11 protein-coding genes are annotated in these 11,967 nt (G+C 33.7%); 1 reads left to right on the top strand and 10 read right to left on the bottom strand.

Going from position 1 to position 11,967, the window contains the following annotated elements; genetic code table 11:
- Positions 1-16 precede the first annotated feature (16 nt).
- A complete protein-coding gene (locus ENO17_03015) occupies positions 17-892 on the bottom strand; it encodes a YicC family protein (protein ID HER24008.1) in 876 nt (291 codons plus the stop codon).
- Positions 893-1,365: 473 nt separating this feature from the next.
- Here ENO17_03015 and ENO17_03010 point away from each other — a divergent pair, with 473 nt between their 5' ends.
- Complete coding sequence (locus ENO17_03010; protein ID HER24007.1) at positions 1,366-3,204, top strand: fibronectin-binding domain-containing protein; 1,839 nt, start codon at positions 1,366-1,368, stop codon at positions 3,202-3,204.
- A 5-nt stretch (positions 3,205-3,209) separates the two neighbouring features.
- Here the strand turns inward: ENO17_03010 and ENO17_03005 are convergent, their stop codons facing one another.
- The 9 genes from ENO17_03005 to phoU form a co-directional block, all read right to left on the bottom strand.
- Positions 3,210-4,136, bottom strand: a complete 927-nt coding sequence (locus ENO17_03005) for an RluA family pseudouridine synthase (GenBank protein ID HER24006.1) — start codon at positions 4,134-4,136, stop codon at positions 3,210-3,212.
- 109 nt (positions 4,137-4,245) lie between these two features.
- Complete coding sequence (gene lgt, locus ENO17_03000; GenBank protein HER24005.1) at positions 4,246-5,055, bottom strand: prolipoprotein diacylglyceryl transferase; 810 nt, start codon at positions 5,053-5,055, stop codon at positions 4,246-4,248.
- 6 nt (positions 5,056-5,061) lie between these two features.
- Entirely contained in the window at positions 5,062-5,610 is a 549-nt protein-coding gene (lspA, locus tag ENO17_02995; GenBank protein HER24004.1) for a signal peptidase II, read from the bottom strand.
- Positions 5,591-8,407, bottom strand: a complete 2,817-nt coding sequence (locus ENO17_02990) for an isoleucine--tRNA ligase (protein HER24003.1) — start codon at positions 8,405-8,407, stop codon at positions 5,591-5,593. The genes lspA and ENO17_02990 overlap by 20 nt, the downstream gene beginning before the upstream one ends.
- Before the next feature lie 502 nt (positions 8,408-8,909).
- Positions 8,910-9,188: a YggU family protein gene (locus ENO17_02985; protein HER24002.1), complete on the bottom strand. Its 279-nt coding sequence runs from the start codon at positions 9,186-9,188 to the stop codon at positions 8,910-8,912.
- 33 nt (positions 9,189-9,221) lie between these two features.
- A complete protein-coding gene (locus tag ENO17_02980; GenBank protein HER24001.1) occupies positions 9,222-9,806 on the bottom strand; it encodes a DivIVA domain-containing protein in 585 nt (194 codons plus the stop codon).
- Between the two features lie 52 nt (positions 9,807-9,858).
- Complete coding sequence (locus ENO17_02975; protein HER24000.1) at positions 9,859-10,128, bottom strand: YggT family protein; 270 nt, start codon at positions 10,126-10,128, stop codon at positions 9,859-9,861.
- A gap of 52 nt (positions 10,129-10,180) precedes the next feature.
- On the bottom strand, positions 10,181-10,867 hold the full coding sequence (locus tag ENO17_02970; GenBank protein ID HER23999.1) for a YggS family pyridoxal phosphate-dependent enzyme: 687 nt from the start codon (positions 10,865-10,867) through the stop codon (positions 10,181-10,183).
- Between the two features lie 86 nt (positions 10,868-10,953).
- The gene (phoU, locus tag ENO17_02965; protein HER23998.1) at positions 10,954-11,640 is read right to left on the bottom strand and encodes a phosphate signaling complex protein PhoU; all 687 of its coding nucleotides are present in this window, start codon (positions 11,638-11,640) and stop codon (positions 10,954-10,956) included.
- Positions 11,641-11,967: the final 327 nt, after the last annotated feature.

Below are 11,967 nucleotides of genomic sequence, written 5' to 3'. Positions count from 1 at the left end.
GCATATTATCCCTCTATTATTCAATATTTCTCGCTTGTTCTCTTACCTTTTCCAATTCACTTTTTACCAAAATAACTATAGAAGTTACTTTTACATCACTTGACTTTGATCCGATGGTGTTGATCTCCCGATTGATCTCCTGTGTTAAAAAATCCATTTTTCGTCCGACGGATTCCTCAGAATTCAGTAAATCATCGAATTGGATGATGTGACTTTTTAATCTGGTGATTTCTTCTGTGATATCCGTTTTTTCAGCAAATATTGCCGCTTCCAATTCGATCCTTCCCGCATCAACATTCAAACTATCAGTTAAATTTTTTATTTTGTTTAAATATTTATCTTTATAATCAATAGGTGAAGATTTTGAATATTTAGCAATCTTTTCTAGCAACTTCTGTATCTTGTTGATTCTTTTCCTGATATCAGTAACTAGAATCTTACCCTCTTTTCCCCTCATTTTCATTAAAGAATCCAAGGCAAGGTTGGTAGCTTTTTCTATCATAGGCCACATCTTAGCGCTCTCTTCTTCTTTTACTATTGTAAATATATCTTTGAATTTAAGGAGAGAATCGATACCTATTTCATCTTTTAATTGATACTTCTCTTTTAAAGCTTTCAGGTTTTTAAAGTAAGAATCAGCTATATTCTCATTTAATATAATCTTCTCTTCGGTTAGACTATAGTCCTCAATTTTTACTAAAATATTTATTTTTCCTCTTGAAATCCTATCTTTTATTAGCTTTTCCATCTTTTGCTCAATTTCCAAAGAGGAAAAGTTGTTTTTTATATTAATGTCGCAGTATTTATTGTTTAAGCTCTTTATCTCTACCAGACATTCTCCCTCTTCTCTTTTAATCCTTCCTACACCATATCCGGTCATGCTCTTAATCAAATTCGCTCCCCTTTTGCTTGTTATATTTTAATGGTTGTAAACTTCACACTAATTTTATGGTAATACTTACTACTTGTCAAATATTTTGATAGTAGACAATATATCAATTCCCCAATTCATCGATTAACTGATTCTCCAATTAACTGATTTAATTCATTGTTAAAGTATAGTTTATAAGGTAGGGGTTGGATTTATCCGACCCGGGTTTTTTGCTAATTTATTGTTACGGGTTTGATGAATCAAGCCCCTACAAATTACAAAAAACCTATTATTTCTTAAAGGTTTGAATTATTGTTATTACCCTTTATTATCATTACCATTAATAATATTATTTTCCCGTAGGGGCACGATGCATCGCGCCCCAACAATTGTCAAACTCGATACTAATATCAGGATTGCCTGTCATTTATTTTCTTGATTATACCTCTATAATAGATTATATTTAAGTTAAATATATCAACAAGGAGATTTATATGTCCTTAGATAGCATAACTCTGGCAGCTATGAGGGAAGAGCTTCTGGAAAAATTTAAAGAGGGAAAGATCGTCAGCTTGATTCAGACCAAGAAATATAAAATCGTCCTGGAAATAAATTCCGCTAAGCCTTTTAGTCCAATTGATTCCCAAAAAAGCACAATCTTTTATCTCCATATTTCCCTCGATCCCTCACTTCCGGAAATTTACTTTACAAAATCGGTTAGTAGACAAAAAACCATTGCTTCTTCTTTTTTAGCTCTTCTGCAGAATCAATTAAAGGGCGGGAAAATATTAGATATCCAACATCCTAACTTTGACCGTATTTTACATTTTATTATCCAGCCTTACCAGAAGTTTGGTCAATTAAAAAATAAAATCCTGATAATGGAATTTATGGGGAAACACAGTAATATGATTCTTCTTAAAGAAGATAAAACCATAGAAACGGCTTTAAAAATCTTGGATTCCAAAATAAACCGCTACCGGGAGATTATGCCTGGAAAAATCTATGTCCCACCCCCTGCACAAAATAAAATAAACCCTTTAAATATTAAATCTGAGAGGTTCTTTGATATTTTTAATTCTCTTATCACCAAAAATAAAGAATTAACCCTCCGAAAAGCGATCCAAGACAGCTTTGCCGGCTTAAACCTTCAGACTGCCAAAGAGGTGATTTTTCAAGCTAACTTATTTCCAGAAAAGAACCTATCTGAGATCTCCCAGGCAGATTTAAAAGTGCTCTGGGCCTCTTTTAACGAAATTATGATAAAAATCAAAAACCATTATTTTCAACCAGCTCTCTTTTTAGAACCTTCATCAAAAAAAATAAAAGCCTGGTCTATCATTGATTCAATTCAGTTCACCAGTTTCCAAAGGCAAACTTTTGCCGACGCTAATTCCTGCTTGGAATTCTTATTTTGTAAACTGGAAAAAGATAGGGAGATTCTATCTTTACAAAATAAGATAGACCAGATCATCAGAAAAAATCACCTAAAAATAAATAACAAGATAAATGATTGCCAAAAAAAATTAGAAGAAGTAAAAAATTGTGAGCACTACAAGATATGCGGCGAATTGATAAAAGCAAACCTTTCCGATATAAAGAGAGGAAACGATGAATTTAGATGCATCAACTATTATTCTCCCCAACAGAAAAATATTACCATTCCACTAAAACAAAGATTAACTCCCTTGGAGAACGCCCGCTTATATTTTAAAAAATACCGAAAAGCAAAAGATAGTTTTCAGATAATTTTTGCACAATTAAAGAGCCATGAAGATAATATTGCTCGACTATTCGAATTGAAGAAATTATTTGAACAAGAAATCAATTCTCTTCCCGGTCTGCTCAAAATTTTCCATCACCTGACCGAATTAGGATGGGCAAAAAAAGGAGAGGCTTCTTACTCTAAAAAACCCCAAAAAGAAAAAAATAAAAACAGGCTATTGCCAGTAAAATATATATCACAAGATGGCTGGGAAATCTATGTAGGGAAAAATAATCTACAAAATGACTTTTTAACCTTTAAATTAGCATCTGGCAATGATACCTGGCTGCACGCAAAAAATATTCAGGGGTCTCATGTTATTATTAGAAATAAAGGAGAAAAACATTCTCTCCCTCTTGGGACCTTGATCCAAGCGGCAAATCTGGCGGCTTATTTCAGTAAGGCAAAAAAAGATAATAAAATATTAGTCGATTATACTTTTAAAAAACACGTGAAAAAACCTAAAAATGCCAAACCGGGAATGGTGATTTATTCACAGGAAAAGAGTCTTTGGATACAAATAAATGCAGAAGAGGTCAGGGGAATGGAGAAGATTTCTCAAAAATAATTTTACTATGCTCTATTTTTTTCCAGGTAATCAATTAATTCCTGTATATCCTGGGGCAATGGTACAGAAAATTCCATATATTTCTTAGATAAAGGGTGCACAAAGCCTAAAGTACGAGAATGTAAAGCCTGTCTTCGAATATTTAATCCTTGTTTTCGGTTAGTGTATAGTTGGTCACCTACAATGGGGTAACCGATAAAAGCCAGGTGTACTCTTATCTGATGAGTCCTACCAGTACCAAGAATAACTTCGAGGAGGGTATAGCCGGAAAACCTTCTTAGCACCTTGAATTGAGTTATTGCTTTCCTGCTTTTTCCTTCAATAACTGCCATTTTTTTTCTGTTCCTCAGGCTCCTACCGATAGGTGCATCGATAATTCCGGAATCATCTCTCATATTACCGTGAACTAAGGCAAGATATTTTTTGGTTACCTGGTGATCTTTGATCTGTCTTGATAGATTAAGATGCGCAAAATCATTTTTCGCAGCAACCATCAGACCGGATGTATCTTTGTCCAGGCGGTGTACAATGCCCGGTCTGATTACCCCCCCTATTCCGGATAAGGAATCCCGGCAATAGTAAAGCAGGGCATTCACCAGTGTACCGGAACGAATTTTCCCTGCAGGGTGAACAATCATATCTGCCGGTTTATTAACTACTACTAAATATTCATCTTCGTAAATTATATCCAAAGGAATGGCTTCAGGTTCGATTGCCAATTCTTTTTGTTCCGGTAATTCTAAATCTATCACATCCCCATTTTTCAAAATATAACTTGGTTTCACCCTTATGGAGTTAACTATGATTTTGCCCTGATCGATTAAACTTCGAATCTGGGATCTGGAGGGAAATATTTTTTTCCGGGTCAAATAGAGGTCAAGTCTAATCCTATCTTCACCTAAAAATAATAAACTTTTATCATTTTCTGTCATAAGTAAGTCCTAATTGAATTAGTTAGCTAATTACTCGGTTAATTGGTTAGGCAATCAATAGCAAGATATTTTTCTTACTAACTACTATCTGCTATTCACTAACGAATCATTATATTTTCTTGCTTTTTTTCTTCAAAATATTCATAAACACCAGGGAAACCAATACAACACCTATTAAAATAGCCTGAGTAATAGTTAATAAATTAAATACTTTGTAATTATTTTCGTAAAATCTAAAAAATTCTATGGTAAAGCGGGAAATTGAATATAATAAGAAAAAGCTCAACATAAGAAATCCGTCATACTTTTTATGCTTTTTCATCCGGATAAGAATAAAAAAAATCAAAAATCCATATAAAGAAGTATATATCTGAGTAGGAATTACCGGTAGGGTACAGGAACTTCCGGGGGCAATTAATCCATCCTTTAGCTGCTGTAAATATACCGGGGGCATATTTAAGGAGGGAAATTTGATCCCGTAATTTTCCGATACTACCCCAAAGCAGCAGCCATTTAAAAAACAGCCTATCCTTCCGATAGCTATCCCTAGAGCAATGGAGGGAGCAGCAATATCAGCATATTTCCAAAAAGATATTTTAGTTTTCCTTACATACAACCAGCATAGGAAATAAGCTACCAAAAATCCCCCCAAAAAGCTTAATCCTCCCTGCCTAAAATATAATATTTTCAGAGGATTTTTCATATAATAATCGAGATAAATTAAGACATACCCCAATCGGCCTCCTATCAGGGCACCTAAAATAACATACAGGCTTATATCTAAAATTCTTTCCGGATCTTCTCCTATTTTTTTTGCTTCTTTCATGGCAAAAAGAATAGCTGTAATAAAAGCTAAAGCAATCATTAATCCATAAGAATATATAGAAAATGAACCAATGGTAAATAATATTCTATACATTAAAATTTACTCCTTATTTTGTTCTTTATACTTTTCCTCTTTTTCCCACTCTTCCCCCTTTTCCCCTTCCCCCTCATCTTCTTTTTCCGAGGAGTGGAACAAAATATGAATCAATAATACCAGCATTCCGCACACTATCGCTGAATCGGCAATATTGAAAATCGGCCATATTTTAAAATCTATAAAATCTATTACCCTTCCACTAACTCTCACTCGATCAATCAGATTGCCTACTGCACCGCTAAGAATGAGTGTCAAAGGAATATACATAAAAGGGTCTTCCTTGAAAATTACTTTCTTGTAAATTAAAATAATTATAATTATCGAAACTAACGCCGCAATAACAAAAAATATAGTTTGATATCTAAAAAGTCCGAAAGCGGTATATGGATTCTCTATATAAGTAATATGAAATATTCCCGTTATGATCGGAATAGACTCTCCTATCTGCATATTGTACTGAATATAGATCTTACTTGCCTGATCAAGCAAGATAATAAACAGAGTAAAAAGTATAAATCCCATGGTATTTTTTTTACTCCTTAAAATGCTCATGCATTACTTTAGCACATCTATGGCAGATAGTCGGATGTTTTTGATCTTCTCCTACCGTTTCGCTATAACACCAGCACCTTTCGCACTTTTTACCAGGTGCCCTGGTGATTAGCACTGTAATATCCGGAAATTCAACACCGGCATAAGCATCAAAAGAGAGCTCCTTATCTCCTTTTCCATGAACTATATCGGTTTTGGAAACGATAAATATGGTTTCTAACTGACCCTTAAAAGAAATCAAATAATCGTAAATTTCTTTATTAGTGGTATAAATATTTACCTGTGCCTCCAAAGAATTACCAATAAAGCCTTCTCCTCTTTTTATTTCTAGTGCCTTTAAAACATCTTTTCTGATTTTTAAAAGGTTATCCCATTTTTGTTCTAACTTTTTATCTCTATAATTGTCGTTCACTTCCGGCCAAGAAGTGAGAAAAACACTTTCCTCGCCTTTTTCAATTTCTCTCAAATACTGCCAAATTTCTTCTGCGGTAAAACTTAATACTGGAGCAATCATTTTAACTAAATCATTGATTATTTGATACAATACTGTCTGAGCTGCTCGGCGTTCTAGGGAATCGGAAAAGGCAGTGTAAAGTCTATCTTTAATAATGTCCAGATAAAATGAACTCAAATCGATAGCACAAAAGTTATGAATTTCGTGATAGAGAGAATGAAATTCGAATTGATTATAGCTTTCGTTAACTCTTTTCACTAAACTTTGAAAATTACTCAAGATTAAGCAGTCTAATTGGTCCAAATTATGATAAGAAACCATATCTGTCCGGGGATTAAAATCACTCAAATTTCCCAGTATAAAGCGGGCAGTATTTCTGATCCTCCGATATATTTCCACTAATTGATCTAATATTTTGGAAGAAATCCTGATATCCGTTCGGTAATCAGAAGAGGCTACCCATAACCTTAATATATCTGCTCCGTATTTTTCGATTATCTTCTGAGGAGCAATGACATTACCAATAGATTTAGACATTTTCCTACCTTCCGCATCCACAATAAAACCATGAGTTAGAACTGTTTTGTAAGGAGCTTTTTTAAAAGCAGCTACCGAGGTAAGTAACGAAGTTTGGAACCAACCTCTATGTTGGTCAGTCCCTTCTAAATACATTTCCGCCGGCCAGTGAAGTTCCTTTCTCTTCCTGAGTACTGCCGCATGGCTGCATCCAGAGTCAAACCACACGTCCATGATATCTTTCTCTTTTTCAAAATCTTTACCCTGGCAATGGGGACATTTATAATCTTCGGGTAAAATCTCCCTAGCAGACAAAGAAAACCAAGAATCCGATCCTTTTTCTAGGAATAATTTTTTAACCGAATTGACAGTTTCTTCATTGACTATAATTTCTTTGCATCCTTTACAGTAGAAAACCGGGATGGGTACTCCCCATACCCTTTGACGGGAAATACACCAGTCGGTTCTCGTCTCTACCATACCATATATTTTTTCTTTACCCCAGGTAGGAACAAATTGTACCCTTTCAATTTCTTTCAAGGTTAAATCACGAAAAGCTTTGATGTTTACAAACCATTGTTCGGTTGCCCGAAATACTACCGGTTTTTTACAGCGCCAACAATGGGGATAAGAATGCATTATTTTACTTACCTTCAATAAAGTTCCGTTCTCATCCAATTCTTCTATTATTGCTCTATTTCCTTCTTCATAAGTTAATCCTTTAAACTTTCCACCTTCCTGATTAAATTTTCCCTGACTATCCAGGGTAGTAAAGATAGGTATTTTATATTTTACTCCTATTTCGTAATCCTCCTGTCCGTGTCCTGGAGCAGTATGTACACATCCGCTCCCTTCATCTAATAAAACATGGTCACCCAAGATCAATATTGAGTCTCGATCAAAAATAGGATGCTTACATTTTATACCATCCAATAATTTACCGTTTGCTTTTCCGATAATCTGATAATCTGTAATATTAATTTCTTTCATTACTTTTTCTACTAGAGCGGAAGCTAACAAGAGATTCCCTGTTTCTGTTTTAACTAAACTGTACTCAATGTCCGGATTAAGAGCAACGGCCATGTTGCCGGGAATAGTCCAAGGAGTAGTAGTCCAGATAAGGACAAAATTATTTTCTTCTCCGTTCTCCGGAAATACTTTTTTTAAGCTATCCTTTACCAAGAATTTAACATATATGGAAGAGGATTGCTTGTTGTGATACTCTATCTCAGCTGCTGCCAAAGCTGTTTCACAATTAGCACACCAGTATACAGGTTTTAATCCCTTGTAGATATATCCTCGAGAAAACATCTTTTTAAATACCTCTATCTGTTCTGCTTCATAAGCAGGGTTAAGGGTTAGGTAAGGATTTTCCCATTCGCCCATTACTCCTAATCGTTTAAACTCTTCTCTTTGCACATTAATATAATGCTTAGCATATTCCGTGCATTTCTTTCTTAATTCAACCGGGTTTATCTCATTTAGGTCTACTTTCATTTCTTTGGTAACTTGAAACTCTATGGGCAAACCATGGGTATCCCATCCGGGTACATAACGAGCGTTATATCCTTTCATCGATTTATACTTGGGGATTATATCTTTCAATATCTTGTTATAAGCGGTCCCTATATGGATATTCCCATTGGCATAAGGTGGTCCATCGTGTAAGATGTATTTTTCCAGATTTTTCTTTTTTTCCAATACTTTATTATATATTTCCTGTGCTTCCCAAAAAGCTAATAATTTCGGTTCTTCCTGTGCCAGATTAGCTTTCATCTTAAATTTTGTTTTGGGTAAATTTAAGCTATCCTTGTAATCCATCTGAATCACTCCTCGTGCTTTATAATTTATCTAATATAATAAAAACCTCTTGCCGCATAAAAGGACAAGAGGTCAAAAGTTCTTGTGCTACCACCCAATTTTTATCATTAACTCACGATAATGAACTCAAAGAGTAAATTATATTTAAAAAAACAAATATACTCCGCTTTTTAACGATATTCACCGTTCCAATCTACTTTTTTGTCAACTTCAATTAGAAATATCGAGACGATTTTGGATAGAATTAATTTACAGGCTTCCACTGTCCCTGCTCGTTGTGAAATTGTATCTACCTACTCTTCCTCAAATTAACAAATCACTATTCTATTTTTTACTTAGTAATAATAACATATAAAATCATTTTATGTCAATCTATTCCCTATATCCTACCTCGTTAATCGTACTCTGACAAGAGATATAGAAATCAGTACAGGACAGAGCTTTTAAAGGAATCATTGTTCTCTGATGAATCCTATCAACTCACTCCAGGCTAATAAATATCAATTTATCAAATATTTTTTTCTATTTTATCTATAAAATCTTCCGGACTAATATCGTAAATCTTGATCAATTTATTTTTGCTGGTTTTCCCAGAAATAATTTCAATTTTTGATTTCGCTACACCAAAATACTTGGCCAAGTAGGCAATGCATTTTTTATTAGCTTTTCCTTCTACCGGCGGAGCAGTGATAGAAATTTTTAAAGCATTATTGTATACCCCGTCAATTTTATTCCGAGATGTGCCGGGAATAATTTTAACTTTAACGACAAGGTCATTACCCGTCATTTTAAAAAAGTCATGAATGTAGTTAATGTCGTGCTAATCTTCCTTTTCTTCAAGGTTATAATCTTCTGTTAGATTAAATCCTTCCAATTTTTCCGATCTCTCTCTGGGAATATTTTTTGCTTCCTTCTCTTTGGTCACTTCATCCTCTTCGAGCTTGTAATTTCCCTTTTCCTCAAAGTCCTCAGTTTCTAACATTTTTAAGTATAAATTTAACATTGATCTAAATTTTTCCTTAAAAATAAATTTATACCTTCGCAGGCTATCAATTTCATTTTTCAATAAGTCCTCCCTTTGAAAGACCTGTTGTTTTAACGCCTTTGCTTCCATCTTTGCTTTTTCTATGATTGCTTTTGCTTCATCTTCTACCCTGCTCTTCATTTCTTCGGCAGATTTTTGAGCATTAAGCAAAGCACTTCTTAGATTCTCTTCAATTTCACCAAATTCTTTCAATTTTTCTTGCATCTTTTCTATTTCTTCATTAAGTCTTACATTTTCATTAATTAATTCTTCATAATCTTTTACAATCTTATCTAAAAAATCATCTACTTCTTCTTCGTTGTAACCTCTGAATGATCTAGAAAATTCTTGTTGTTCAATATCCATTGGTGTAATTCTCATTCAATTATCCCCCTCGTTTAATATTATCGTTTCAGTTTATTTTTTCACTATATTAAAAAGCTATACTGACCAGTATATTAATTAGTGCCCTTTGTAGCAAGTTCAGTAAAAAAAAGACAATGATCGGTGAAAGGTCTAACCCTACCCCTCCCAAAGGCAATATAATCCTGAAAGGCGCTAAAACCGGCTCGGTAACTCTATAGATAAATCGAACCAGTGGATTATAAGGATCTATTGGAATCCAGGTTAAAAATATTCTCGCTAAAATTAAATAGCTGTAAATTCTGAAAAACAGGTTCACTATTTGAATCAGTAAAATCATGAATAATATTTTCCTTCCGCTTATTTATTTGTGTTTTTATTTAAATTAGTAGTTAATGAATCCCGAATATCCCTCTACCGATTCTAAGCATATTGGCACCTTCTTCAACAGCTATTTCAAAATCATCGGTCATCCCCATGGAAAGATAGTCCATTTTAATATTCTTTATATTTTTACCCTTTATTTCCTGGGATAATTCCCGAAGCTTTCTAAAATATGGACGAACTTTTTCTTTCATCTCTTCTATGGGCGCAATGGTCATTAAACCTCTAACTCTTATTCCGGAAAATTCAGAGATTTCTTTGAGAAAAGCTTCTACTTCTTCCGGTTTAATCCCATATTTAGTTTTTTCCCCGGAGACATTTACTTCAATTAAAATATTAGTGGTCTTCCCAAACTGCAAAGAACGTTTATCTATTTCTTTAGCTAATTTTATACTATCTACCGATTGAATACAATCAAAAATTTCTATAGCATATTTTACTTTATTGGTTTGCAGGTGTCCTATCAGATGCCACTCGGTATCGATAGTTAAAATATGATATTTTTCTTTGGCAGCCTGAACTTTATTTTCACCAATCATTCTTATGCCTGCGCTTATAGCCTCCTTTATTTGTCCTATAGAAGCAGTTTTAGTGACTGCTACCAACTTTATTTCCTCAGGATTTCTATCAGATTTTAAAGCTGCTTTTTTTATTTTTTCCTTAATTATTTCTAAATTACTTTTGATTACTTCCACCGATTATAACCTTTTTATATTTATTTTTAACGAATCAATTAAAGATCCTATCAACATACCTTTTATTTATTTTGAGATATTGTATTCTATGTTTTTTTATCATTATTAAAATAATTTTTCATTCTTTCTCCATCAACTATATATACTACCCGTTCGGCTAAATTGGTAGCATGGTCCGCAATCCGTTCAATATTATTTGAAATAAAAATCAAGTGAATTGCTCTGCTGATAGTACGTGGATCTTCCATCATGAAGGTCAAGAGTTCACGAAATATCTGATGATCCAGATCATCAACCGTCTTATCCCTAGCCCATATTTCTTTGGCTAACTCTACATCTCCTTCGAAATAAGCATTTAAGCTGTCTTTTAACATATTCTGAGCAATTTCAGCCATTCGAGGAATATCTATCAGTGGTTTTACCATTGATTTAGTGGAAAGATATTGACTGGATTTGGCAATGCTTACAGCATGATCCGCCACTCTTTCTAAATCAGATATGGTTTTGTAACCACAACCGATAATTCTTAAATTTTTGGCAATAGGGTGACGCAGAGCAATTAATTGCAAACATTGTTCTTCAATATCTAATTCCATTTTATCAATGATGTCATCATTTTCAATGACCTTTGCCGCCAAATCCAAATCCTGTTCAACTAAAGACCTGATAGACATATCAATTGCTTTTTCTACTAAATCAGCCATCTTAGTCAAACTGTCTCTTAAGCCGGTAAGCTCGTTATCGAAATAAATTTTTTTCTCTTTTTTCATCATAATTTTTTATCCTCTATATTTTATTGGTATCCAGGATTATACAAATAGCTCTCCAGTTAAGATAATTTTTAGCTGACCTATCAGCCAATTGCACTACTCAATTATCGAGGTAAGGAGCGAAATGACGAAGCAATCCAAATCTAGTAATTACTTCGCTTTCTATGGTTAATCGGCAAGATATAGCTATTTTCCATTCGTAATCCTAATTCTTGTATTCTATTTTTTTCTCTATGGTTCAATACATATTTCTTAAGTAAATACAATATGATACATTATTTTATGCTTAATATATCAAAAATAGCAATATTTTTCAATAATTTTATATTC

This window comes from Candidatus Atribacteria bacterium (assembly GCA_011056645.1).
Taxonomy (GTDB): Bacteria; Atribacterota; Phoenicimicrobiia; order Phoenicimicrobiales; family Phoenicimicrobiaceae; genus Sediminicultor; species Sediminicultor quartus.
The sequence above is the reverse complement of the archived record's forward strand: the minus strand, read 5'-3'. Positions and strand labels throughout refer to the sequence as shown.

Coding starts and splice junctions, on each gene's coding strand:
- ENO17_03010 (HER24007.1), top strand. CDS start 1,366: ATGTCCTTAGATAGCATAACTCTGGCAGCTATGAGGGAAGAGCTTCTG.
- ENO17_03005 (HER24006.1), bottom strand. CDS start 4,136: ATGACAGAAAATGATAAAAGTTTATTATTTTTAGGTGAAGATAGGATT.
- lgt (HER24005.1), bottom strand. CDS start 5,055: ATGTATAGAATATTATTTACCATTGGTTCATTTTCTATATATTCTTAT.
- lspA (HER24004.1), bottom strand. CDS start 5,610: ATGAGCATTTTAAGGAGTAAAAAAAATACCATGGGATTTATACTTTTT.
- ENO17_02985 (HER24002.1), bottom strand. CDS start 9,188: ATGACGGGTAATGACCTTGTCGTTAAAGTTAAAATTATTCCCGGCACA.
- ENO17_02980 (HER24001.1), bottom strand. CDS start 9,806: ATGAGAATTACACCAATGGATATTGAACAACAAGAATTTTCTAGATCA.
- ENO17_02975 (HER24000.1), bottom strand. CDS start 10,128: ATGATTTTACTGATTCAAATAGTGAACCTGTTTTTCAGAATTTACAGC.
- phoU (HER23998.1), bottom strand. CDS start 11,640: ATGATGAAAAAAGAGAAAAAAATTTATTTCGATAACGAGCTTACCGGC.